The sequence below is a fragment of the Nodularia sp. LEGE 04288 genome, assembly GCF_963896525.1.
Lineage (GTDB): Bacteria > Cyanobacteriota > Cyanobacteriia > Cyanobacteriales > Nostocaceae > Nodularia.
The window spans coordinates 1-24,637 of sequence record NZ_CAWQOY010000100.1 but is presented as its reverse complement, the minus strand read 5'-3'; the positions used below and the strand labels follow the sequence as shown (position 1 = coordinate 24,637).

The 24,637-nt window shown below is 42.4% G+C and carries 20 protein-coding genes; 11 read left to right on the top strand and 9 right to left on the bottom strand.

Going from position 1 to position 24,637, the window contains the following annotated elements; all coding sequences use genetic code 11:
* Positions 1-348 precede the first annotated feature (348 nt).
* Positions 349-780, top strand: coding sequence for an AbrB family transcriptional regulator (locus AACX33_RS09805; protein ID WP_194003434.1), 432 nt, complete (start codon positions 349-351; stop codon positions 778-780).
* Positions 781-1,043: 263 nt separating this feature from the next.
* A complete protein-coding gene (locus tag AACX33_RS09800) occupies positions 1,044-1,817 on the top strand; it encodes a CPBP family intramembrane glutamic endopeptidase (RefSeq protein WP_194003466.1) in 774 nt (257 codons plus the stop codon).
* Between the two features lie 101 nt (positions 1,818-1,918).
* Here the strand turns inward: AACX33_RS09800 and AACX33_RS09795 are convergent, their stop codons facing one another.
* On the bottom strand, positions 1,919-2,872 hold the full coding sequence (locus AACX33_RS09795) for a heme o synthase (RefSeq protein ID WP_194003436.1): 954 nt from the start codon (positions 2,870-2,872) through the stop codon (positions 1,919-1,921).
* A gap of 391 nt (positions 2,873-3,263) precedes the next feature.
* The gene (locus AACX33_RS09790) at positions 3,264-4,247 is read right to left on the bottom strand and encodes a COX15/CtaA family protein (RefSeq protein WP_194003438.1); all 984 of its coding nucleotides are present in this window, start codon (positions 4,245-4,247) and stop codon (positions 3,264-3,266) included.
* Positions 4,248-4,772: 525 nt separating this feature from the next.
* Between AACX33_RS09790 and AACX33_RS09785 the strand changes: the two genes are divergently transcribed.
* The 6 genes from AACX33_RS09785 (at position 4,773) to AACX33_RS09760 (ending at position 14,443) form a co-directional block, all read left to right on the top strand.
* A complete protein-coding gene (locus AACX33_RS09785) occupies positions 4,773-5,993 on the top strand; it encodes an RNA-guided endonuclease TnpB family protein (RefSeq protein ID WP_194003440.1) in 1,221 nt (406 codons plus the stop codon).
* 62 nt (positions 5,994-6,055) lie between these two features.
* Positions 6,056-7,150, top strand: a complete 1,095-nt coding sequence (locus tag AACX33_RS09780; RefSeq protein ID WP_194003442.1) for a cytochrome c oxidase subunit II transmembrane domain-containing protein — start codon at positions 6,056-6,058, stop codon at positions 7,148-7,150.
* A 186-nt stretch (positions 7,151-7,336) separates the two neighbouring features.
* Complete coding sequence (gene ctaD / locus AACX33_RS09775; RefSeq protein ID WP_194003444.1) at positions 7,337-9,031, top strand: cytochrome c oxidase subunit I; 1,695 nt, start codon at positions 7,337-7,339, stop codon at positions 9,029-9,031.
* 108 nt (positions 9,032-9,139) lie between these two features.
* Complete coding sequence (locus AACX33_RS09770; protein ID WP_194003446.1) at positions 9,140-9,760, top strand: cytochrome c oxidase subunit 3; 621 nt, start codon at positions 9,140-9,142, stop codon at positions 9,758-9,760.
* Positions 9,761-10,106: 346 nt separating this feature from the next.
* Complete coding sequence (locus tag AACX33_RS09765; protein ID WP_194003448.1) at positions 10,107-10,631, top strand: DUF4168 domain-containing protein; 525 nt, start codon at positions 10,107-10,109, stop codon at positions 10,629-10,631.
* Positions 10,632-10,957: 326 nt separating this feature from the next.
* Complete coding sequence (locus tag AACX33_RS09760) at positions 10,958-14,443, top strand: CHAT domain-containing protein (RefSeq protein WP_194003450.1); 3,486 nt, start codon at positions 10,958-10,960, stop codon at positions 14,441-14,443.
* Positions 14,444-14,512: 69 nt separating this feature from the next.
* Here the strand turns inward: AACX33_RS09760 and AACX33_RS09755 are convergent, their stop codons facing one another.
* From AACX33_RS09755 to AACX33_RS09740, 4 genes are all read right to left on the bottom strand, one after another.
* Positions 14,513-15,085, bottom strand: a complete 573-nt coding sequence (locus tag AACX33_RS09755) for an REP-associated tyrosine transposase (RefSeq protein ID WP_194003452.1) — start codon at positions 15,083-15,085, stop codon at positions 14,513-14,515.
* 118 nt (positions 15,086-15,203) lie between these two features.
* Entirely contained in the window at positions 15,204-16,265 is a 1,062-nt protein-coding gene (locus AACX33_RS09750) for a WD40 repeat domain-containing protein (protein WP_227789001.1), read from the bottom strand.
* Positions 16,266-16,304: 39 nt separating this feature from the next.
* Positions 16,305-16,613 carry a hypothetical protein gene (locus AACX33_RS09745; RefSeq protein WP_194003470.1) on the bottom strand — a complete coding sequence of 103 codons (309 nt, stop codon included), beginning with the start codon at positions 16,611-16,613 and terminating at the stop codon, positions 16,305-16,307.
* A gap of 331 nt (positions 16,614-16,944) precedes the next feature.
* Positions 16,945-17,115, bottom strand: a complete 171-nt coding sequence (locus tag AACX33_RS09740; protein WP_089093260.1) for a chlorophyll a/b-binding protein — start codon at positions 17,113-17,115, stop codon at positions 16,945-16,947.
* Positions 17,116-17,526: 411 nt separating this feature from the next.
* Here AACX33_RS09740 and ald point away from each other — a divergent pair, with 411 nt between their 5' ends.
* Positions 17,527-18,618 carry an alanine dehydrogenase gene (ald, locus tag AACX33_RS09735; protein ID WP_194003454.1) on the top strand — a complete coding sequence of 364 codons (1,092 nt, stop codon included), beginning with the start codon at positions 17,527-17,529 and terminating at the stop codon, positions 18,616-18,618.
* A 126-nt stretch (positions 18,619-18,744) separates the two neighbouring features.
* On the opposite strand, the gene AACX33_RS09730 is transcribed toward ald, so the two are convergent.
* Both AACX33_RS09730 and AACX33_RS09725 read right to left on the bottom strand, forming a co-directional pair.
* Positions 18,745-19,458 carry a DUF4276 family protein gene (locus AACX33_RS09730; protein ID WP_227789000.1) on the bottom strand — a complete coding sequence of 238 codons (714 nt, stop codon included), beginning with the start codon at positions 19,456-19,458 and terminating at the stop codon, positions 18,745-18,747.
* Entirely contained in the window at positions 19,452-20,765 is a 1,314-nt protein-coding gene (locus tag AACX33_RS09725; protein ID WP_194003458.1) for an AAA family ATPase, read from the bottom strand. The genes AACX33_RS09730 and AACX33_RS09725 overlap by 7 nt, the downstream gene beginning before the upstream one ends.
* A 205-nt stretch (positions 20,766-20,970) precedes the next feature.
* Between AACX33_RS09725 and AACX33_RS09720 the strand changes: the two genes are divergently transcribed.
* Together AACX33_RS09720 and cydB are read left to right on the top strand one after the other, a co-directional pair.
* The gene (locus tag AACX33_RS09720; RefSeq protein ID WP_194003460.1) at positions 20,971-22,416 is read left to right on the top strand and encodes a cytochrome ubiquinol oxidase subunit I; all 1,446 of its coding nucleotides are present in this window, start codon (positions 20,971-20,973) and stop codon (positions 22,414-22,416) included.
* A 206-nt stretch (positions 22,417-22,622) separates the two neighbouring features.
* A complete protein-coding gene (gene cydB / locus AACX33_RS09715) occupies positions 22,623-23,636 on the top strand; it encodes a cytochrome d ubiquinol oxidase subunit II (RefSeq protein ID WP_194003462.1) in 1,014 nt (337 codons plus the stop codon).
* Between the two features lie 486 nt (positions 23,637-24,122).
* On the opposite strand, the gene AACX33_RS09710 is transcribed toward cydB, so the two are convergent.
* The gene (locus tag AACX33_RS09710) at positions 24,123-24,506 is read right to left on the bottom strand and encodes a hypothetical protein (RefSeq protein ID WP_194003464.1); all 384 of its coding nucleotides are present in this window, start codon (positions 24,504-24,506) and stop codon (positions 24,123-24,125) included.
* Between the last annotated feature and the right edge of the window lie 131 nt (positions 24,507-24,637).

Sequence of the window (24,637 nt, the reverse complement as noted above, 5' to 3'; positions counted from 1 at the left end):
AGCACTGAAAGTTGAAAGCCTGCAATTTATTGGGTCTACGACTTATTTGTAGTAGAACTCAAACCTATTGTGAAGGTGGCTGAAAATTACACCGCTACAGTAGCGCCAAAAGAGAAAATCAATTGATTTTCAATGGCGAGTAATGGTTAAAAGTGCCGTAAAATCACCTAAATTAATGTTGGTGGACACCATGACCTCTAATTTGTTGTGGAAGACCATAATATAGGCGCTTGTAGCTCAACCTATAAACAGGAATTTATCCCCCACTCTAGGGTCATGAGTAATCAAATGCTGGCATGAGACAACTTCGTTTATCAGTTTGGAGAGAGTAAGGAAAATTTGAGCGTAATGACTGAAACTGCAACCGCACCATTAACTGGAAAAGCATTGCTTGCTAAGGTAAAAGAACTTTCTAATTTACCCCGCCGAGAAAGAGCCAAGCAGTGTGGCTACTACACTGTTACTAAGAATAATCAAGTCCGCGTTAATCTCACAGATTTTTATGATGCGTTGCTATCGGCTAGAGGTATTCCCCTTAGTCCAGAAGCACCTAAAGATGGTCGTGGACGTGAACCGACATATCGAGTCAGCGTTCACCAAAATGGTCAAATTGTGATTGGTGCTACCTACACTAAGGCAATGAACTTAAAGCCAGGTGATGAGTTTGAAATTAGACTGGGATATAAGCATATTCACTTAATTCAACTTGGTGAAACTGATAAAAAATTGACCTCTGAAGATATCGACTCTGAAGAATCAGATGAAGATGTGGAAGAGTAAGAGTAAGTTGGCTGATGGTTTGAATAAGTTTAAGGTGAAGGCTTGATAACTCATTCCTCCGATTACAGCTAACTGCTAATTCTCTTGGCTGAAATTTTTTAAGATTGTAAAAATACGATTAGACCCCTTGCAGAAGTCACAGACTCTAGTAGAGTCTTGATTAATAAGCAAGAAGTCTATCGTGTTTTTTTGTGTCTATTTTGATCAACATAGTCGATACTCTACGAGCATTTATAGAAGATGCATCAGTGCCGGTTGTAGTGATGACATTTTTTATCAGCTGGATAGGATGCTGGTTACCAATAGCAGCAGTAATAGCGATTGCACTTAATTGGCAACCTACCAAACCTTTACAGCCAGAACAAAAATTACCCTTATTAGTGCCACTTTATCTATTAGCCCCCCTGGTTCTCTGGGGAGTTATTTGGCTATCCGATAAATCTTTTTCAGATTACGGCTTTGTGGGGAATATTTCCCTGTTAAGTTCCTTAACGCTAGGTTTTGGTTTAGGAATAATCAGCCTAGCAATGATGTTTACCTGCCAATTCTGGCTAGGCTGGTGCTATCTTGAAAAATCAAATATCAAGTTGATACCATCCATCTTGCCAACTATTTTAGTGATAGCGTTGTTAGTTGGGGGCATAGAAGAATTAGTTTTTCGTGGTTTCTTGTTCACTGAATTAGAGCGTGATTACCCAGTATGGTTAGCTGCGGCAATTTCTAGCTTAATTTTTGCGCTGCTGCATTTAGTCTGGGAGCAACGGGAAACTAAACCCCAAATCCCTGGATTGTGGCTGATGGGAATGATGTTGGTGTTAGCGAGGATTGCTGATAGCGGCGGTTTGGGTATAGCTTGGGGATTACACGCTGCTTTAGTCTGGGCGATCGCTACTGTAGATACAGCAGAACTGATTACTTATACTGGTAAGGCTTCGGAATGGTGGACTGGTAAAAACAAAAAACCCCTAGCTGGGGCGGCGGGAATTATTTGTGTATTGGGAACTGGGTTAATTTTGTGGTTGTTATCGGAATATTAAAACCATATCCAGGCAGAATTAATGATGGTGGGTTACGCTGTCGCTAACCCACCCTACAATTTTCGGGAATTTATGGGAAGTCGCTGATTGCACCCCACTAATTAGCTAATGAAATGCAGCTGGCTGATGACTGTAGTAATTAGATTATGGGTAATCGGGAGGCTATCGATGACCATACCCAAACACAACAGCATCATGTAAGAGATGGAATAGAGGAACAACTCTCTAGCTACAGTGCGATCCTCTGGGTTGTGCAACAAACGCCAAGATTTGTGGATAAATAATCCTCCCAGACTGACAGCGATCGCTCCATAGAGAAATCCACTGGCGTGCAAGGGATAAACTAGTAACACCGTAGCTGCGACTGTCACCAGTGTGTAATACCAAATCTGCTTGACGGTTGCCATATCACCCTCAACCACAGGTAACATGGGGATGCCAACTTTGGCGTAATCATCCCGAATCATCAGCGCTAGCGCCCAGAAATGGGGAGGTGTCCAGAGAAAGACTATGGCAAAAATTAACCATGCAGCCCAGCTTAAAGTCCCTGTGACAGCAGCCCAACCTACTAAAGCCGGAATTGCTCCTGCGGCTCCACCAATGACAATATTTTGAGTGCTGTGGCGTTTCAACCAGTGGGTGTAGATCAAAATATAAAAGACAATGCCGGAGAATGCGAGGCAAGCAGACAATAAATTTGCGAATACTGCTAGTAGTGTAAAGGACATCACTGCTAGAGCGATCGCAAAAATTAGGGCATCACGAGGCTGCACCTTACCAGAAGGGATAGGACGATGACGCGTCCGTTCCATATCATAGTCAATATCCCGATCATAGATACAGTTAATTGTCTGGGCGCTAGCAGCAGCCAAAGTACCACCAGTAAGAGTTACTAGCAGCAACAATGGATCTACTTGTCCCTGTGCAGCAATCCACATACTTCCAGCCGTGGTAATCAACAGCAACGGGATAATCCGGGGCTTTGTCAGTTGGTAGTAGCTTTGGATAACTTGGAGAAGTGTTTGGTGGTGGCGAGAGACATTAGTCTCAATCATTTTGGCTCTTGTTCCTTATTTTTCAACAACTTTTATGCAGCCCCTGCTCATACTGAGTTGACATTTAAAATAGTTACTGAGACTGAGGGAAGATGAGGAAGATGAGGAGAATGGAGAAGATGAGGAAGATTTGACTTGGGTGTAAGCGTAGTCCAACGCTCCCTAATCTCCCCCCGATTCCCCATCTCCCCTGGCTCAGACTGGCTCAGAAAGTCGAGACTTCTCTTGGGGCGCAGGCGGTTTTGGTTTTTATGGTTTTACCACTTCTAGTTCTTAGGGGTTGTTGCTAGATGTGATATCAAGTTCGTTTCACCACTAAATAACTAATAGCTAATTGCCATTAGTTATCAGTAGCCATATTAGAGCAATAGGAAAACGAATCTGAATTGAGTTAGGCATTCGATCCATTTGCTGGTGTACTGCTAACAATTGCAGTTGAACCAACTGGAAAAGCGTTAATTTCACGAGACGTAGCCCAGTCACGCAATGCTAGAACTGTAAAAGCTACTAAAGTACCCAGCAAAACCGCTCCGATAGTTTGGTGAGATACTGTCAACAACTCGACTTGGAGATGTAACCGGAAAGTGGCCACTCCCAAGACTATTTGTAACATCAACAACCCACCAGCAATATTTGCCAGTCGCCGCAAAGTTGGATGCAGTGCTGGTGTCCGCCGGGAGAAGAATACCACTGCCAAAGTAGCCACAGTTGGCGGTACCAAGCCAAAAATATGGCTATACATCACATTACAAAGCTGAGAATCACCAAAGCATTGGTGTAACGCCCAGCGAGACCCTACCAAAGCACCTAGTATACTTTGCAGGTAAACAAAAATAACGGCACTTAAACCCAACCAAGGTAATTTACCAACAGTGCCAGTGCCTTGATAGGGAGTCAAGGCGATGCCGACAATCAGTAGGGTAGTGAAAAACAATAGCGCCGTTCCCAAATGGGCGGTCACAATATCAAACCGCAACAGTTGGGTGACGGTGAGTCCTCCCAAAATACCTTGGAAGACAATTAAAAACAGGGCAAATGTGGATGCCCAGGGCAGCCAAGTGGGTAAAAAACGCCGATGCCACCAGGATAAACCAGCCAGGGCGATCGCACTTAAACCAATTAACCCCGCATCCAATCTGTGAAACCACTCCAAGAAAACTTGAAGATTCATTTGCTTGGCTGGCACCAGTTCCCCATAGCACAATGGCCAGTCTGGGCAAGCAAGTCCAGCATTCATCACACGGGTGGCACTGCCTATGGCCATCAAAATCAAGGTGGCTATGCACATTTTCCACACCAAGCGACGAATTACTTCCTTGGGCTTTCGCTGCTCGGTTGCCGCTTCATTTTGTTGTTCTAGGACAAATTCATTCATGAACAGTACCTTCCACCCGCTCTTAGTGGTAGCTCTCTTAAAATTTTCAATTTTTAGTAACGACCCATCTACACCCTAACGTATGAGCCAGAGTTTAAAAGATTGGCTTGCACTTATACTTTGGATCACTCCAGCGACTTTTAGCCTGAGCTTTAGGTATTTTTTAAGTTATCAGCAATTGATAAATGAGAATTAATCGTGCTAAGCTCAATTTTCTGAAAATTATCTTACGTATTTATGTTCAAGTTTGGCAGTATCGAATAAATCTCTTGTACCCAAAATTAGTAACTTAGCTGGAAAAATTAATAAAATCTTAAAACCATGAGACTTCATATTTTATTGCCTGCACTACCAAAAACTTGGGGTTGGTAGAGTTGAAGGAGAGTATTAACCCTCGCCCTTCTCTGTTAGATAGATCGCAGCGTGTACAGTTTCCCTGCACTGCGCTCTCGATATTCTTAGGGTTTTAACCTTTTGCACATCTGGACGTAGATATTACTAGAATGTACTCAGGAGGTGATAAAAGTGTTTAACCTGACTTACGAATTCAAGCTCAAGCCAACGCAAAAACAACTATTATTGTTTGGAGAATGGTTAGAAACTCATAGACGGGTTTACAACTATGCTTTAGCTGAACGCAAGGACTGGTACAAGTCCCGTAGTTGTCAGATTAACGCTTGTAGTCTCCATAGTTGCTATATCCTCCCTGCTGATACACCACGCCCAATTTTTGCTAGTCAATGCAAGTCTGTTACTGCTGCAAGAAAACAAAGCGAGTATTTAAAACGTGTGAATGCTCAATCTTTGCAGCAAACATTGAGGCGACTGGAAAAGGCTTTTGTGAGTATGTGGTCACAAAATCATGGATTTCCCAGATTTAAAAAGCCAGGACGGATGCGGTCTTTTTCTTTCCCCCAATTAGGGCCAAATCCATTAAATAATGGCTATGTGAAATTACCCGTGATTGGGGTAGTTAAGTACCGTCAATCTCGCTCAATTCCAAAGGTCGGAGTAATTAAACAAGCGCGAGTGGTTAAACGTGTTTCTGGTTGGTATGTGATGTTAACTATCCAGTGGGATGTTAGTACACCCCAACCAATGCCACACGGAGAAGCAGTAGGAATAGATGTGGGACTAACGGATTTTATTGCAACTTCTCATGGTCTTTTAGTCAAGCGTCCGAGGTTTTTTGTTGATGCCGAACGCAAGCTGAAATTGCTGCAACAGCGTGTCTCTCGAAAATACTTAGGCTCGAATAATTGGAAGAAAGCCCAAAAGAAAGTCGCTTTATTGCATGAGTACGTTGCTAATTGCCGTAAAGATTGGCACAGAAAACTGTCTCATCAAATTTGTGACAGCGTTGGGATGGTGTTTGTTGAGGACTTAAATTTAGTTGGTTTGTCCCGTGGAATGCTAGGTAAGCATTGCTTGGATGCCGGATTTGGACAATTCTTCAACATTCTGGAACAGACTTGTTTTAAACGTGATGTCTATTTTCAGAAAGTAGATGCCAGAAAAACCAGTCAGACTTGCCCTCACTGTGGAGTTGAGACAGGTAAGAAAGAGCTTTCACAACGTACTCATATTTGTTTTAATTGCGGCTATACAACTCATAGAGATGTCGCCGCTGCACAAGTAGTTCTGATCAGAGGACTTGCAGCCGTAGGGCATACGGTGAAGATGCTTGCGGAGGGTAAATTCATTGGAATCCCCACGAAACAAGAATCCTCAAGCCTAAAGGCTTGAGGAGTGTCAACTTAGTAAGTGAGTAGCATAGAGATAACGTAGTAAATTCATTTAAGTAAACCGTGAAGATTCCAAGTTCCATCTGGACATTACTAATTGGTGTCGTACTAACGCTCTTCAGCCTTTGGTACGGACAAAATCACGGTCTGTTGCCAGTAGCCGCCACAGACGAAGCCGTTCTAGTGGATGGTCTGTTCAACACAATGATGATCGTTTCCACTGGCATATTCTTACTTGTGGAAGGTATTTTGATTTATTCTGCAATTAAATATCGTCGGCGGGCAGGTGATAACGACGACGGGCCAGCCATTGAGGGCAACGTACCTTTAGAAATCCTCTGGACGGCGATCCCAGCAATTATCGTTCTCGGTATTTCTGTTTATAGCTTTGAGGTGTACAACGACATCGGCGGCTTTGATCCCCATTCTGTTCATGAAGCCCCGATGACTCAGGAATCTATGGTCATGCCAGGATCTGCGATCGCTGCAACTTTAAGTGATACCCCTCCTAGCACAGGCTCCAACCTCAATCAGGAAAAGTCTGATGAGGCTATGGAAGACCCAGCAACCGCAGCAGTCCGCAATGCTGACCAAATTCCCCAAAAACGCAATGCTCCTGGGGTGGGTAGTGTTGCTCCCACAATTGGGGGTAGTCCCGAAAGAGCAGGTTTACCACCAGAATTACGAGTTAATGTAACTGGTTTACAATACGCGTGGCTTTTCACTTATCCTGATACAGGCATCACTACAGGTGAGATGCACATTCCCGTTGGTCGGGAAGTCCAAATCAATATGACAGCCAATGATGTCATCCATGCTTTCTGGGTTCCAGAGTTCCGTTTGAAACAAGATGCTATCCCCGGTAGACAAAGCGAGATTCGATTCACGCCCAGATTAGCTGGTACTTACGACCTCATTTGTGCTGAACTTTGTGGCCCTTACCACGGAGCAATGAAAACAAAAGTAGTAGTAGAAACAACAGAAGCTTATGATGCTTGGATACAAGAGCAATTAGTTGCTAGCAGCGAAACTCTCAATCAAGCCGTTGCTGTTAATCCTACCGATTTATCCCCAGATGAATTTCTGAGTCATTACACTAAGGACATGGGAATACAGCCAGAAATGCTACATCATATGCACCACAAGAGTGTTGAGTAAAAAGTGGCGCTATGTGAGTTAGGGGTTAACAAGTTCGCGGAAGTCCCCACCTTACTAAGAGTTGAGGGTGGAGATGAATAGCTGGGAATGATCACAACATTCCTAACCAGAGAACACCAAAAAATTAATTTCCCTAATGACTAATGACTAATGACTAATGACTAATGACTAATGACTAATTAACTTATGACACAAACTCAGTTAGAAAAAACTGCCAATATCCCGCCTCATATAGAAGAACCAGAAGAAAGACATTGGCGAGACTTTTTTGGTTTCAGCACCGACCACAAGGTGATTGGGATTCAATACCTAGTTACTTCCTTTGTTTTCTACTGTATTGGCGGCGTAATGGCTGACTTGGTGCGGACAGAATTACGCACCCCGGAAGTAGATTTTGTTAGTCCAGAAATTTATAACAGTCTATTTACACTGCACGCCACAATCATGATTTTTTTGTGGATTGTGCCAGCCGGGGCTGGATTTGCTAACTATCTAATTCCCCTGATGATTGGGGCGAGAGATATGGCATTTCCTCGCTTGAATGCTGTGGCCTTTTGGATGATTCCCCCAGCCGGGATTTTGCTCATCGCTAGTTTAGCCCTGGGTGATGCGCCTGATGCTGGTTGGACTTCTTACCCTCCTTTGAGCTTGGTCACAGGTCAAGTGGGTGAGGGGATTTGGATTATGAGTGTCCTGCTGTTGGGTACATCGTCAATCTTGGGAGCGATTAACTTTATCGTTACCCTGCTGAAGATGCGTGTCCCCAGTATGGGAGTTCATCAAATGCCTTTGTTTTGTTGGTCAATGTTGGCAACTTCGGCTTTGGTACTGTTATCTACACCAGTATTAGCAGGGGCGCTGATTCTCCTGGGCTTTGACTTGTTAGCAGGAACAACATTTTTTAACCCTACTGGCGGGGGTGACCCGGTGGTTTACCAGCATATGTTCTGGTTTTATTCCCACCCGGCGGTATATATTATGATTTTGCCTTTCTTTGGGGCAATTTCGGAAATTTTGCCAGTTCATGCCCGTAAACCGATTTTTGGTTATAAAGCGATCGCCTATTCATCTCTAGCGATCAGTTTCTTAGGGCTAATCGTTTGGGCGCACCATATGTTTACCAGTGGTGTCCCCGGTTGGTTACGAATGTTTTTTATGATCACTACCATGATCATTGCTGTACCCACTGGAATTAAAATTTTTGGTTGGTTAGCAACTATCTGGGGTGGCAAAATCAGCCTCAATAGTCCGATGATTTTTGCGATGGGCTTCTTAGGAACCTTCGTAATTGGCGGGATCAGTGGTGTAATGTTAGCCGCCGTCCCCTTTGATATTCACGTTCATGATACATATTTTGTAGTCGCACACCTGCACTACGTCTTGTTTGGTGGTAGCGTCTTAGGAATTTTTGCCGCTATTTATCACTGGTTCCCAAAAATGACGGGACGAATGATGAACGAATTTTGGGGCCGAGTTCATGCTGTTTTAACCATTGTCGGTCTGAATATGACCTTCTTACCCATGCACAAGCTAGGGCTGATGGGGATGAACCGCAGAATTGCTCAATATGACCCCAAATTCACCTCATTGAATGAAATCTGCACCTACGGATCATATATTCTGGCGATTTCGACATTACCCTTTATCGTCAATGCTGTTTGGAGTTGGTGGTATGGACCAAAAGCTGGTGATAATCCTTGGCGGGGACTGACCTTAGAATGGATGACTACCTCACCACCAGCCATTGAGAATTTTGAGAAACTCCCGGTTTTAGCTACTGGCCCTTACGACTATGGCGTAAGTGAGAAAAAAGTAGATATTCAGGCGGTTTTAAATATCGAACCTGGTGAACCATACCCGACTATTGAGTCTGGCGTTTAAGTGGGAGTAGGGAGTAGGGGAGAAGAAAATTCCCCATTCTCAATTCCCCATTCTCAATTCCCCGGTTCCCAATCCCCGATCCCCAACACAATACATTTTTAAAGATTCATGCAAAGTCAAATAATTGACCCAGCGAAAACTGAACTGAATCATCATCCCGCAACAGCAGATGCTCATCACGAAGAACATCCAGACCTGCGTCTGTTTGGGCTAGTGGTATTTCTCATCGCTGAAGGAATGATTTTTCTGGGGATGTTCGGAGCTTATTTAGCTTTCCGTGCTACCTTACCTGCATGGCCTCCAGAAGGCACGCCAGAATTAGAACTATTGCTACCCGGAGTCAATACTATCAATCTGATTGCTAGTAGTTTTGTGATGCACAATGCTGATACCGCCATCAAAAAAAATGATGCTAAGGGTATGCAGATGTGGTTGACAATTACGGCGTTGATGGGTGCTACTTTCTTGGTGGGTCAGGTATATGAATATGCTCACCTGGAATTTGGTCTGACTACCAATTTGTTTGCTAGTTCGTTTTATGTTTTAACGGGCTTTCACGGTCTGCACGTGACTATCGGCGTTTTGGCCATTGTGGCTGTTTTGTGGCGATCGCGCGTTCCCGGTCACTACAGTAACGAAAAGCACTTCGGTATCGAAGCGGCAGAAATCTATTGGCACTTTGTTGATGTAATTTGGATTATTCTGTTCGGATTACTGTACATACTTTGAGTATTAACTATTAGTTGTTCACTCCACGCGAATAACTAAATCAGCCCTCATCCGGGGGCTTTTTTCATGAATTTTAGTTGAAAATCCACCGTAAAAGCCGCACAATCGCCAAGTGAACTGACATTCCATATTCCCCAGGAGAGACCTTTCCCTGTGATGTTGCAGAAATCGGTAAAGATGTATTACGCTAGGCGGGAACTGATGTCAAGGATGTACACAAAGATGTTGGTACATCAAAAATACTTAGTGCTGAATACATTGGAGAAAAATAACCTAACTAGCTTGATTTCTTGAAACCATTTCCCTTGCGTTAGTAAGGTAAGTAATATCTACGGAGGAAGTCTGTATGTTAAAGCAACTTGTGAAAAGTAGCGCTCTTTTCGTTTTTTTGTTCGCAGGCAATCTTTCAGCTCTAGCACAAGCTCCAGAATCAAAACCTCAAACTCAAGTGTCTCAAGCCCTACAGGCACAACTGCAACAACCTCAAGGACAAACCACTGTTAGTCCCGAAGAACTACAACAATTTGCCAGCGTTATCCCAACTTTACAGGAAATTGGTCAATCATCTCAGCAGCGATCGGTAAAAATTATTGAGCAATCAGGCTTGAGCGTAGAGCGATTTCAAGAGCTTTCCGAAGCCCAGCAGTCCCCTGGGGCTGCACCATCTTCACCAGCAACTCCACAAGAGCAACAGTCTTTTAATCAAGTAGCCCCGGAAATCCAGTCAATCCAACAGGAAACTCTGTCCCAACAGGAGGAAGCAGTGCGGGCTGGGGGGTTAGAACCAAACCGCTTCAACGAGATATTGGTCGCCATTCAGCAAGACCCAGCTTTGCAACAGCAGGTACAGCAGCTGATTCCACGAAATTAGCGAAGCTAAAAATCGTAGGGTGGGTTAGCGACAGCGTAACCCACCAAAATCCTGAAATATCTGTTGCATTAATAAATTCAAATTGGTATTTCGTTTATTTACCAAGATTTTTCTGTATTTTAGCCAGTAGGGTGGGTTAGCGAAAGCGTAACCCACCAAAATCCTGAAATATCTGTTGCATTAGAGTTATTGCGTAAGTCGTAGACAAATTGGTATTCCGTGTATGTACCAAGATTTTTCCGTATTTTACCCAAATTTCCCCAAATTAAACAATATCATGGTGAAGGTAACTATAATTACTACATAAGTACCTGTGACTTCTAACTATGCCCTTTACCTTCACATTTGCTCTGAGCCAAAACCAAACCTTTGAGCTGCGCTGTGATTACGGTACGCGCCGTCTCGATACTAATCACTTAGATAGTCTGATTAATCTGTGTGAAGAAAGATACTATTTTCAAGAAAAAGATGACACCGCAATGTTGCAAAATATCGGCTGTCAGCTTTATTCGTGGTTGGATGGTAAAGAAGGATGGTTACGCCAAGCTTTAAATGAAGAAAATCACGGGACAATATATTTAGATTTAATTCAAACCAGTGAAGCACAGAATTTAAACCCCCAAACTCAAAAAGTGGCGTTGGGTTTAGCACATTTGCCTTGGGAATTATTACACAACGGCACAGTATTTTTACATCTTTTACCAGTAAGAGCAGTCAAGCAACAAAATAACCCAGTTATTCCCCAGCAAAATCGTCCGTTGCGGCTGTTATTTATGGCGACTGCACCAGAACACCCAGGAATTGCACCTCTACAATTTGAGCAGGAAGAGGCGAATATTCTCACAGTGAGAAAAGATCAGACCTTGGCGTTGATTGTGGAGGAAAGCGGCTCAGTGGCTGAGTTGGGGAATTTAGTTCTCTCCTATGCCGCAGATTATTTTGATGTGTTCCATTTGACGGGGCATGGTGTTATTTATACAGAAAAAGAGTTGGGAGGCTATCTGCCGCCAGGTCGCAAAATTAATGATGATACTCCCTGTTTCATCACCGAGGATGAAGTGGGAGGTGTACAATTTACCACCGTCGATGATTTAGCCAAAGCTTTTGGGGTACGCTTTCCCCGTGTGGTGTTTCTCTCTGGCTGTCATACTGGGCAACTTGCCAACAAAGGTACAGTTCCCTCAATGGCGCAGGCTTTAGTGAAAGCGGGTGTGGGTGTGGTTTTGGGCTGGGCGCGTCCGGTGTTTGACAGGACAGGTATTATTGCTGCACAAGCGCTGTATCAAGCTTTGGCGACGGGGGCGACGGTGGAAGATGCGGTAAAAGCGGCACAGCAAGAAATGATAACTCAGGAATGTTCTGACTGGCATTTATTGCGGATTTATCGGGATACTCGCCAGATTCAGGAGTTAGTTACACCACTGCTGACCAGAAACCGTGAAAAGCTGAAATTTACACCACCTGAAAGCGAATTTCTCGATGAAAAAAACATTGTCAAAGTTGCCAGTCAAGGGGAATTTGTCGGACGCAGAAGAGCCTTACAGCGAGGAATGCGGGCTTTGCGGGCAACTAGCGACAATATCGGCGTGTTTCTGGCGGGAATGGGGGGTTTGGGTAAAAGTTCTCTGGCGGCGCGGTTGTGTACGCGGGTGCAGTCGCAACGTCCCAATTTTCAGCGCGTGGTGTTGATTGGCCCTGTAAACGAGGTGGGTTTAATTAACAAGCTGGCGAGTAAGTATGAACGGTTTGCTGGTGTGCCGGCTTTGTTAAATCAGCCGGAAATCCCTTTTAAAGGGCGATTGCAAAACTTTTTTGAGGCCATAGAAGAGACACACTATCAGCCTTTGTTGTTGGTTTTGGATGATTTTGAGCAGAATATCTCCCAAGGGAATATAACAGATGGTAGTCTGCGGATGACTGCGGAAGCTTACGAGGTTTTAGCAGCTTTGTGTGCAGCTTTGGCTGAGAATCAAGCGGAAAGTCGGTTAATTGTTACCTGTCGCTATCTGAAAGAAGATACTCTTCCACCCCATCGCTTACATTTGGAAAGTTTGCAGGGGATGGGTGAGGCGGATATTAATAAAATATATTGGCAATTGGATCAGAATATCAGGTTGCAAGTGAGAAAGCAGCGCCTCCTGACAATTGCTGATGGAAATCCGCGCTTGTTGAAGTGGCTGGTGGAAATTGTGCAGTTACCAGATTTGGCTACAGATGAGTTGCTGACAAGGTTGGAGGGTGTGCAACTCAAGTTTCGGGAAGATATTTTGGCGGAAGTTTTGTTAAATGCTTTGGAGGATGAGGAAAAAAAGTTTCTGGCTAGGTTGAGTGTGTTTCGTCTCCCGGTGACGGAGGAAATAATTAAGAACCTCTCCCCAACTCCTATACTACCAGGAGAAGGGCTTCAAACTTCCACTTCTCTGGTAGGGGTTGGGGGGTTAGGTTTCCTACCCAAATTAATTAGTCTCAGTTTAGTGGAGTCAGCGACAACTTACGCCCAGCAAATTGCCGAATATCGGGTAACGACGATTTTAGAACCGTTGCTGCAAACGATATTAACGGAGGAAGAATGGCAAACTACGCGCCAAGCAGCTACACGTAAAATGTATCAAACTTGGTGGGAAAAAACGGATAACCGTAACGAAGAACAAGGGCGAGAAATTGTCAGGTTGGCGGTGTTGGGACAGGAAAAAGAAATCGCCGTTAGTGTAGGAGATAACATTGCAAATTTTTGGTTGAATAACAGCCGATATGTGGAAGCTTGGGAGATATGCCGAGAAATTCTGCCATTGGGTGAAGATTACCGAATTGTGGGGAGTATTGCTAGGGCAGAAGCGGTTTTTGGTTTTGTTAAGGAAGCGTTAGCGCATTATGAACAAGCCTTACAACTCTGTCCAGAAGATGATTTAAAAGTAAAAGCCGCCACACTACACGAAATGGCTAATTTAAAAGCCCTACAGGGAGACATAGCTGGGGCTGTCTTAGATTACCAGCAATCTTTGGATATCAGAGAAAGCATTAACGATGTCCTAGGCACAGCCGCAACGCTAACCAACAGGGCTGATTTAAAAGCCCTACAGGGAGACATAGCTGGGGCTGTCTTAGATTACCAGCAATCTAGGGATATCACTGACAGCATCAACGATGTCCGAGGCACAGCGGTGACGCTAACCAATAGGGCTAATTTAAAAACCCAACAGGGAGACATAACTGGTGCTTTGTCAGATTACCAGCAATCTAGGGATATCACTGAGAGCATCAACGATGTCCAAGGCACAGCCGCCACGCTGACAAATATGGCTTATTGCGAAGGAGAAAGGGGAAATAAGACAAAGCAGTTAGAACTATACCTGGAAGCAGTCCAACTATTCGGACAAGTCCGCGCTTATCTAGATTTATATAAGACTTTAAATAACTTAGGCATTCGTGATGAAACGAAGGGAATTATTTACCTTGCTCAAGCTGTATGGCTGTGTCTGCGAATTCAAGTCCCTTTAACTAATACAGTAAATACTCTTTGGGCTATGTATGATTATGTAGTCCAAGAGAATGAAATGAAAGCTTTACTGGGTGCAGTAGCAAGGTATTTCTGCCAAATTCGCGGCGAAGGTCATCCCCAGTTAGAGGAGTTAAAACAGCGCAGTTTAGATATTTTAGCAGGTGCGGCTGCTGCTCAAGGGATTGACACACAGGAAGCATTTGCTACTTGGTTTGTGCAGCAAGGGTTGAATGACCACGAATATTTTATACCGCAACTCAAGCAACGTTTAGAGGCGATTATTGGGGATGAGTGGCTATTTGAGCGATTTTAAGCTTTTTCTGTTCCCTGGCGAGGGTTCAGATCCCCGACTTCTCAAAGAAGTCGGGGATCTATGCTTAAGCTAATCATCTAGCAGTAGTGGCTGTAAATCGCTGCTAATTTGTAAATTAGTATCTGCTAAAAATTGCTGATAGGCTGATTCTCCCTCAATCTGCATCTTGATATATTCTGTTTTGGGTAGTGTTCCGGCGCGCAATCTTGCATATTCTGAATAACTGGAAAACTCCCATTCTTGCGGTTGCTGTACGAGTCCTGCTTTGACTGGATTGAGATGAATATAACGAGAGAGATTGATCAAATACTCAGTCTGTGAAATGTGGATACTTTGAAACCTTCCCTGAAACAAGACTCCAGAACGATTAAAACGTTTATTAATTGCCTTTGTATAGGCGAGGGAGAGAGATTTCATGGCATCAGAGAGGGTTTCATCTCTGAGATATACTAAAAAATGATAATGATTGGGCATTAAACAGTAAGCAACGATATCTACTGCTTTACTGATGAGATGTTCTCTGACTAACCTCAAAAAATAAATATAATTCTCACGCTCAAAGAAAATATTTTGCCGGTTATTCCCTCGATTGTAGACGTGATAAAAGTTTCCAGTGTACAAGGGAATTGCTCGTCGCGGCATAGCTGGGAATATAAATGTGTTGCTTTTAGTATTCCCTGAAAAAGTGCAATTTATTCAGATGCTAATTAATCAATCAAATCCCCGACTTCTCAAAGAAGTCGGGGATCTCAGCATTCATTCAAGGTGCGATTCCCCAAATATTAACTCTGCCATCGAAGCTACCACTGGCTAGGGTTTGACCATCAGGACTGAAGGCGATCGCACTTACCCAGTCTGAATGTCCCATCAGTGTATTTACTACCTCTCCAGTATTTAAATTCCACAATTTCACGCCGTCTCTGCCGGCACTGGCTAAAGTTCGTCCATCGGGATTAATGGCGATCGCATTCACCCAACTATTGTGTCCTGTGAGGGTGCGAACTGGCGTGTTAGAATTTAGACTCCAAACTTTAATTGTGCGATCGCGGCTAGCAGTCACGAAATTTGACCCATCTGGCGTGAAAGATAGAGTAGTAACTATCTGAGAATGCCCAGTAAATTCACGGATTAATTCCCCAGTTTTCAAGTTCCACAGCTTAATTACACCCTTGTTATCACCACTAGCTACAGTTTGACCATCAGGACTGATTGCCACTGTATGTATAGAATTATCAAAACGGACTAAGGTAGCCAATGGACGCTGCTGTAACAAATCCCACATCCGAATCCCGTCTAAAGCACCACTGACGAGAACTCGACTATCTGCCGATACAGCTAAAGACATCACATTACTGCCATGTCCCACAAAAGAACGACTAAAGCTATTATTTCTCAGATTCCAAAGATTAATAGTATTATCGCTGCTACAGCTAATTAAAGTTTGACCATCTGGTGAAATTACCAAAGACTTCACCCCAGTTTTGTGGGCTTTTTTAATCCGCCCCACTCTTTCACCACTGCTGGGATTCCACAATTGGATGATCCCATCATTTTCTGCACCACCACTGGCCAGAAGTTGGCTATTGGGACTAAAGGCTAGAGATTTAACGTTTCCGCTATGTGCAGAGAGGGTGTACAGCAGTTGGGGACCAGTAACCGCACTTTTGATTTGAGCGTTTGGTGCAAATTCCACAACAGCATGAGCAGCACGAATGTTTAACCCTTGCCAGACAGTTATCGGCAGAGCGATCGCTGCCATAAATGCCATAATAATGTACGGTTGCCGTCCGGAATCATCACCACTTTTTCCCTCACTCCTCACTATTTTTCCTCACTTTTAAGATACTTACGCCAATCAAATTTACCGAATTATGTCCTTACCGGGGGGTTTTTTCTTAGAAATAGTCAGAATTGGCAGAGTAGGACTAGATGATTGGGAAGGCAAATAATGTTGTACTACAGGCTGATCTGGTAGGGGTCGCCGTTGCTGGATATGCCACAACTTAAAAGCTAGGCTGATCCCTGCTGTCCCCAAACCAACAGCAAATAATGACCAACTATCATTCAGTCCTCCAATCAGGGAGTCTACCAGGCCTACCGTCATCAATACGCTGATTATTGGGTCTCTTCTGTAGGCTGACTTTAAAAAACGAGGTAATACAGCATTCATCACAGCTTGGTTTATCCAGATTACCTTATGTGTAATTTTACTGGGAATACCTCACACATTAACTGACATTTTGACTATCGGCATCTCAATCACTAGAATTTTCTAGATTACTGAAAAAGTCTAGTGATTAACCTTCTTGCAGGTGTTATTTGCCAACAAGTTTAAGATCATACCAAAACTTTTCTAAGTGCCTCTTCGTCATAGACAGAAAATTGTGTAAGGTAGTTCCCTTTTAGGTATTGATACGCTCAAAACCAGCTAGTTGTTTCAGCTGGTTCAAACACTTCTAATTACTAGCTTACAACCTCAAGGCTGATGATTTTTTGTAGACCTATTTCAGGCCTAGCCATGATAGCACACCTTGATTAGTGAAGTACTCAATAACCACAGTCAATAAAAAGCCAACCATTGCAGCTCTACCGTTTAAGCGTTCTGCGTATTCATTAAAGCCAAATTTGGGATCTTCTAATTTGGGCGTAATTGTTGGTTGTGATTGTGTCATTTTCCAGGAACCTCTTTTTGGCAAACGGGAGTTAAAACAGTGAACAGTAAACAATTATCAAGGTTTCAGATGGCATTTACCACCAGAAACCAACTTTTGTCAAAAGTTTAGAGAGTGTGACTCCCAAGTTGATTATTGATAACTGATGGGGGTGATGGCGGTGCTTGAATGCCAGCATCTCTGGGAGAATCGGCTACAGCGTCCAAAAAAAACCCTACTAACACTATGTTAACAATTTGTAATTATTTTTCATATATTGTATAAATACTGGGGCAATAGTCAAGGGTAGGAGTTTCATAGCTTGCTAGTGGGGTTGAGAAAGCTAAGTTAGTAGTTAGTTATCCCGAATACGGAAGTGCAAGCCGGATACTGGCAGGCTAAAGTTGAATAAAAAATCATTAGAGGCGGAACATGGAAATCGGCGTTCCTAGAGAGTCTAAGGATCAGGAGTTTCGGGTAGGGTTGAGTCCTTCTAGTGTGCGGGTGCTGCGGGAAAATGGTCATGCCATTTTTGTTCAGACTCAAGCAGGTAGTGGTGCGGGATTTACAGACGATGACTATCAAGAAGCTGGGGCTGAGATTGTCTCCACACCTGAAGCAGCTTGGAATCGGGAATTAGTTGTCAAAGTCAAAGAGCCTCTAACTAGTGAGTATAACTTTTTACAAAAAGAGCAGATTTTATTTACTTATCTGCATTTAGCGGCTGATCGCAAATTGACCGAGCATTTAATTGATTGTGGCACTTGTGCGATCGCCTACGAAACCGTAGAACAACCCGGTGCTAACAAACTACCATTGCTGAGTCCCATGAGCATTATTGCAGGGAGACTAGCAGTACAATTTGGAGCCAGATTTCTAGAACGCCAGCAAGGTGGTAGAGGAGTTCTCTTAGGCGGTGTACCCGGAGTCAAAGCCGGAAAAGTCGTAATTTTAGGTGGCGGTGTTGTGGGTACAGAAGCCGCTAAAATTGCCGTAGGCATGGGTGCTGCTGTGCAAATCTTAGATGTAAGCGTCGAGCGCTTATCTTACTTAGAAACCCTATTTGGTTCCAGAGTCGAATTAATATACAGCAACTCTGTTCATATCGAAGCCGCTATTAAAGAAGCCGACTTACTGATTGGTGCTGTGTTAGTCCCAGGACGTAGAGCGCCCATACTAGTATCTCGCGAATTGGTCAAACAAATGCATCCCGGTTCAGTCATCGTAGATGTTGCAGTTGATCAGGGCGGTTGCGTGGAAACTCTACACGTAACATCACATACTAATCCTGTATATGTTGAAGAAGGTGTAGTGCATTATGGTGTTCCCAATATGCCAGGTGCAGTACCTTGGACAGCAACACAAGCACTGAATAACAGTACATTACCTTATGTTGTGCAGTTAGCAAATTTAGGCATCAAGGCATTGGAAGTTAACCCAGCGTTAGCCAAAGGCTTGAATGTCCAAAATCATCGCTTAGTACATCCGGCTGTGCAAGAAGTTTTCCCGGATTTAGTAAGTTAATGTTACAGGGTATTAGGTAAGTAAACATTAATAAATAAAAGCTTGTAGTAAGTGCTTTAGTTTTAAAACACTTACTACAGAAGGTAAATTTGTTTAACCCAGGAATTACAGGGTTTAACTAAGACTTCATGAAGTACGACAAAAATCATTGAGATAGTTATACATTTCCCGAAATAATGGGCATTTTCTTTGAACTACATCTGGATCTATATAACCTAATAGCGCAGGTGTATGTAACCCTTTAGAAAAGCGGGTTGATCTGCTATCAAATTCATCTAGGACACTAGAATCTACTAGCGCCTGTGATAATTTTTCTAGACAACAATCTCTTTCACTATCGTACTCACTAAATGACTCTGGGGTATCAAAAGGAATACTTTTTTCTGTACTCAACCACTGACACATACGCTGGTGTCTGCCTTTAAAATCAGGATGTTTAGCTACTGAATTAGACCAATCTGCGATAATCCAAGCTTCTAATTCAGGAGATGCAAATCCCACAAATGTTTTGATATTAATAGATTCTGATATTGATAATATAGCAGCTAAAATTTTTTCTTCTTGCTCAATCGGATTGCGACAATCTAAATCATCAAAAACTAAAATTAAATTACACTTATTTGGTTGATATTTTAAAGCAATAGGTAACTCGATCTTAATTTGTTCAATTAAACTTTGACCTGTTTTTCCATAACTATGTTCCTTATTAGATTTACCACCAGGTTTATTACGAACTGGGGTTTTTCTTTCAAATTGACATCCAGGAAAATTTTTTTCTAAAAAAGGAATCAGTCCTCTAACTTCAGATTCACCACCACCTGCAAACACCCATACTACCACGGCCATCCTCCAATACTGGGATCACCAACACGGTATAAATCACCTAATTCCCATCCTTCTGCTAGTTTTTCACTCAGCATTTCAGGAAAAAGCTTTTTTATGGAAAAATGCATTTTATCTTCGGAATAAAAACAAAAGACATTTTCTAAACAATCTGTGAAATGGTCTAAAAGGTCAGGACTGTGTGTGGTAATAATTACTTGCGTCTTTCTTGCAGCTTTTTTAATCCATTCTGCTAAAATTGGCATCCATGATACGTGTAACCCTAATTCTGGTTCATCAATTACTAGCAATGACGGTAAAATTGGAGAATGCAAAATAGTCGCCCAACACAACATTCTTACAGTTCCATCTGATAATTCATCCAAATAGAAGGGTTCGTATATATCTTCAAAATACCATTCTAAATTTAGAGATAATCTACCAGAACGTATAGGTCGAAGACGACGGCTTTTTGGTAATATAGCCTTTAATGCTCGGTTAATACTTTCCTCAAAGTCGATATCTAGTTGAATTAAATTATCCAATACTAGAGGTAGATTTTCTCCAGATGCGGATAAATAAATATCATTTCCTCCAATTTTTGGCTCTGAGATTCTAATTTTATTTAAATCCATATTATTGGCATTATAAAATTGCCAGTGCGAAATTAATTCAATTAATTCTCTTCTGACTTTATAAACAGGTGTATTTTCAGGAGGATATTGACTATATTCAAGTAGCCTAGGGATGGTAGCAAGTCCTAAAGAATTGCTTGGTATATCTTCTAAACCTTCAAAATGAGTTGTTGAGCTTTGAGCCGGTTCATCATAAACTGACACAGCGCCTTTGCCAACTTCTCTATCATGAAATTTATAATAATAAAAAGGTGTCGATGAATTGGAATCATGTAAATTGACTCCATTATATAAATACTCTTCTCCTATAGAAACTTTCAGATTAGGTTTATTCACAAAAATTTTTATATCAAGGATTCTGCAATTTTTAGAATCTGTATCAATTTGGGTATTTTGAGGAAATTCAAAACAATATGCAAGTCTTACTCTCGCAGGACTATCTACACTAATATCTAAAATTCTGTCACCGCCAATTTGAGATATAGCATCTTCAAAACTACTGACACCCCGACTTTCATCAGGAATTGTAGTTAGGCTAGATTTTAAGAACTTCAAACAGCTAATAAAGTTGCTTTTACCTGAATTGTTTGCACCTATAAAGATATTGAGTTTATTTAATTCGACTACCTTATCTAAAGACAAATTTTTATAATTCTTACTAATCAGAAAATGAAGCAGGGGGTAATTCATAAAACTGCCAATAACTTTGGATAATTATGACTATAAAATACTATATTCTTCCATTTTACACATTGAGTGCTGATGGCAAGTAAGAAAATCTCTATTGAGACAATTTGCAACAAAACTAATTTAGATGCAGCCAGCCTTTTGGTATATTTGCAATCTATCCAAAGCGTTTATCCTAAATGGTGTGGCTAACTAAGGGAGAAAATTCGTGGAATTTTTATCCGATTCTGTGGTGCTATCACGGATGCAATTTGCGCTGACGGCACTATTCCATATGCTGTGGCCTGTGCTGACTACCGGAATGGGGATTTATTTGGTAATCGTTGAAGGCATATGGCTAAAAACTCGTAATCCTGATTACTACCTTCATGCTCGTTTTTGGTCAAAGTTTTATGTCCTCAACTTTGGCATTGGTGTCGCAACTGGTATCCCAATGGAATTTCAGTTTGGCACCAATTGGGCCCCTTTCTCGGAAGCGGTAGGTAACTTTTTTGGCAGTGTTATTGGTTTTGAGGCTTCTTGGGCATTTATGCTGGAAGCGGCATTTTTAGGTATTATGTTATTCGGCTGGGAACGAGTTAATCCTGCCATTCACTATCTCTCAACTATCTTGGTGGCTGTTGGCGCTAACTTATCCACACTCTGGATTTTGACAGCAAATTCCTGGATGCAAACTCCATCGGGTGGAGAAATGGTTAATGGTAAATTTGTTGTTAGTGATTACTTTCAAGCAATTTTAAATCCCTCTATGGTTAACAGTGTGATGCATATGTTCTTTGCCACACTGGAAACTTCTTTATTTGTGATTGGTGGAATTAGTGCTTGGTATATTTTGCAGCAACGCCATCAAGCTTTTTTTGCTCGGTCTTTAAAGATTGCTTTAGCAGCTGCGATCGCAGTTGCTCCATTACAAATATACATCGGTCACTTAAGCGGCGAACAAGTTTATCACTATCAACCCACCAAACTCGCAGCAATGGAAGCCCAATGGGAATCTTCCCCCGCTGGACAACCTGCTGATTGGAGTTTACTAGCCATACCCAATAACCAGGCGCAAAAAAACGACTGGGAAATCACCGTTCCCAATGCACTGGGGTACATTCTGGAATTTAGGAAAAATCTCTCAGAACCTTTACGCGGACTGAAGGAGTGGAAACCACAAGATCGTCCCCACATGGTGGGTTTAATTTATTACGCCTTCCGCACAATGATCGCCATTGGCTTTTTCTTCGCCGGATTAATGCTGTTAAGCACTTTGCAATGGCTACGCGGTAAGCTTTCACCAGAAAATATTTCTCAGCAACGCTGGCTGATGCGGGCTTGGATATTTGCCGCACCTCTAGGATACATCGCCGTCGATTCAGGCTGGATTGTGCGCTGCGTAGGACGACAGCCTTGGACATTATACGGGCAAATTCGCACCGTTGATGCTGCTTCTCATATACCTGCTAGCAATGTTTTAGTTTCACTAACCAGCTTTGCCACAGTCTACAGTCTTTTATTTATTGCTGCTTTGTACTTTGGTAGTCGGATTATTCGTAGAGGCCCAAATCTCGACTTACCAATCCCCGGATTAGAAATTACTAAACCCGCAGTGGAAACCACCCCTGGAGATTTTATACCAGATGAACGTCCGGCAGAAGCACAACAATAGAAAAATCAATCCCCAAATAAACACAGATAAGTCATCTAGATTATCTCAGGTTTAAAAATATTTCCTAAATCCTCACTTGTACATATTCTTGCTCCCTCTCCTTACTAAGGAGAGGGTTGGGGTGAGGTTTAGATATTCCCAAATTTATCTGTGGTTTTAAATATCCTGAATCCATATTTTTGCAAAACATTTCAACAAGAAATTATATGGAGACACTCAAGTATTTTCTCCCCCAAGTATGGTTTGTAATTTTGGCTCTCTTCCTCTTCCTCTACGTGATGCTAGACGGATTTGATTTAGGAGTTGGGATATTGTCTCTCACTTCCTCAGATGAAGAACGCCGGGGCATTTTAATGACTAGCTTGAGTAATATTTGGGATGCTAATGAAACCTGGCTAGTTCTCATGGCTGGGGGTCTATTTGGGGCATTTCCCCTAGCTTACGGCACAATTTTAAGCGCTCTGTATATTCCCATTCTCACAATGGTGTTTGGGTTTATCTTTCGGGGTGTAGCCTTTGAATTTAGAGAGTTATCCAACCGCAAATTTTTCTGGAATTTCGCCTTTGGTGCTGGAAGTTTTGCCGCCGCACTCGGTCAGGGGTTCGCTTTGGGTGCAGTGCTGAAGGGCATTAAAGTTGATGAAAGAGGACACTTTATTGGTACAACTTGGGACTGGCTGAGTATTCCATCTGTGTTGGTAGCTTTGACGTTAATTCAAGCATACGTGTTGATTGGTTCTACCTATCTTGTGTGGAAAACTACAGGAGAAATACAAGCTACTCACTTTAAAACTGCCAAAATTGCGGCTTGGACAACTTTAATTGGGGCAGTTTTCATTACAATTACAACACCAATAATTTATGAGGGTGCTAGGACTCGCTTATTTCAACAACCCCTAGTTTATATCTTTGCTGTAATTCCTGTGTTGGGAGTGCTGCTAATTTGGCAACTCCTCAAAAGTCTCAATCGTGAGGAAGAAAGAGCGCCTTTTGTCTGGACAATTCTTTTATTTATGCTGACGTTCCTGGGATTAGGATTAATTGTTTTTCCTTATATTATTCCTAGACAAATCACCATTTATGAGGCGGCGGCTGATCCGAGTTCGCTGGTAATCATGATTATTTTTATCGGCTTTCTGATTCCGGTGATGTTGTTTTACAACCTTTACCAGTACATTGTGTTTCGGGGTAAGGTGACTGGTGAACAGTATGGGGAATAAATAATTTTTGTGGAAACCCACACCTAACCCTTCCTTGATTATGGGGAGGGGAATTTATGGTGTTAATTTAACTGTTAAAAAAGGTAAAATAAAATTCTGTAAATTATTAATATTATATGAACCTATCCCACTAATAATATTTTGTGAATCCAGATGTGGATGGTAGCCACAAGCGAAACACCGTTCCTGCTAAAGAGGGAAAATATCCTCAAATAACTTCTATTCGAGGTCACTCAATCCTTCAAAACGTCCCGCCATCTACCCCTCTTTGTTGAGAAGTAGATTACCATACTTTTGTATTAGTGGGATAGGTTATGGGTAGACGAAAAGCAATTATGGGGTGAAAAGTGCCACGTGCCACTGCATTCATGCAGAAATTCTAGTTCGATATCAAAAAGGCTATAACGTAGATATAGTAAGCATTTCCAGACCATCTTGCAGGTTTTTACTTCTATCTCGGCTCACTACCTTAATGCTTTATAAGAGCTAATCGTTGAGTTTGGTTAGGTTCAGTAATATTTGTAGGCCTGTAATCCGATCGCCTAGTTTTTCTCGCTCTTCCTTTTCTGGACGGGTGATGGGGATGATGGCAAGTCCTTCTGCTAAAAGGGTTTTGGCTCGTTCAATGTTGCCTTCTGCGGCTTCTAGTTCAGCGAGTTCGATACAGGCGGAGAAGTTGAGCTTTTGGGCGAAGGATTGCTCGAAGTGTTGTTTGGCTTGTTGGATATTGCCAACCGCATAACGACAGAAGCATCCAAATTGATAGTAAAAAAATCCTCTTTTTTCCAAGTCAAATTGAATAGCCTTCTCGAAATGATTTTTGGCTGTGATGTAGAATGATGAACCTTTGGCTTGGTATGATTGTGCCATGAGCGAATGGCACTAAGATAAGCCGAAAGCAATTTGAGATAAGGGTTTAAAGGATTGAGAGTGAGTAAAAGTGTGGGAGAAATAGAGTCAGAAAACTAATTCGCGGAAAGTTTACGCGAATTAGTCAGGAA

Bases quoted from the DNA above. Each gene is read 5' to 3' on its own strand.
- AACX33_RS09805 (WP_194003434.1), top strand. From the start codon at position 349: ATGACTGAAACTGCAACCGCACCATTAACTGGAAAAGCATTGCTTGCT.
- AACX33_RS09800 (WP_194003466.1), top strand. From the start codon at position 1,044: ATGACATTTTTTATCAGCTGGATAGGATGCTGGTTACCAATAGCAGCA.
- AACX33_RS09795 (WP_194003436.1), bottom strand. From the start codon at position 2,872: ATGATTGAGACTAATGTCTCTCGCCACCACCAAACACTTCTCCAAGTT.
- AACX33_RS09790 (WP_194003438.1), bottom strand. From the start codon at position 4,247: ATGAATGAATTTGTCCTAGAACAACAAAATGAAGCGGCAACCGAGCAG.
- ctaD (WP_194003444.1), top strand. From the start codon at position 7,337: ATGACACAAACTCAGTTAGAAAAAACTGCCAATATCCCGCCTCATATA.
- AACX33_RS09770 (WP_194003446.1), top strand. From the start codon at position 9,140: ATGCAAAGTCAAATAATTGACCCAGCGAAAACTGAACTGAATCATCAT.
- AACX33_RS09765 (WP_194003448.1), top strand. From the start codon at position 10,107: ATGTTAAAGCAACTTGTGAAAAGTAGCGCTCTTTTCGTTTTTTTGTTC.
- AACX33_RS09760 (WP_194003450.1), top strand. From the start codon at position 10,958: ATGCCCTTTACCTTCACATTTGCTCTGAGCCAAAACCAAACCTTTGAG.
- AACX33_RS09755 (WP_194003452.1), bottom strand. From the start codon at position 15,085: ATGCCGCGACGAGCAATTCCCTTGTACACTGGAAACTTTTATCACGTC.
- AACX33_RS09745 (WP_194003470.1), bottom strand. From the start codon at position 16,613: ATGAATGCTGTATTACCTCGTTTTTTAAAGTCAGCCTACAGAAGAGAC.
- AACX33_RS09740 (WP_089093260.1), bottom strand. From the start codon at position 17,115: ATGACACAATCACAACCAACAATTACGCCCAAATTAGAAGATCCCAAA.
- ald (WP_194003454.1), top strand. From the start codon at position 17,527: ATGGAAATCGGCGTTCCTAGAGAGTCTAAGGATCAGGAGTTTCGGGTA.
- AACX33_RS09725 (WP_194003458.1), bottom strand. From the start codon at position 20,765: ATGAATTACCCCCTGCTTCATTTTCTGATTAGTAAGAATTATAAAAAT.
- cydB (WP_194003462.1), top strand. From the start codon at position 22,623: ATGGAGACACTCAAGTATTTTCTCCCCCAAGTATGGTTTGTAATTTTG.
- AACX33_RS09710 (WP_194003464.1), bottom strand. From the start codon at position 24,506: ATGGCACAATCATACCAAGCCAAAGGTTCATCATTCTACATCACAGCC.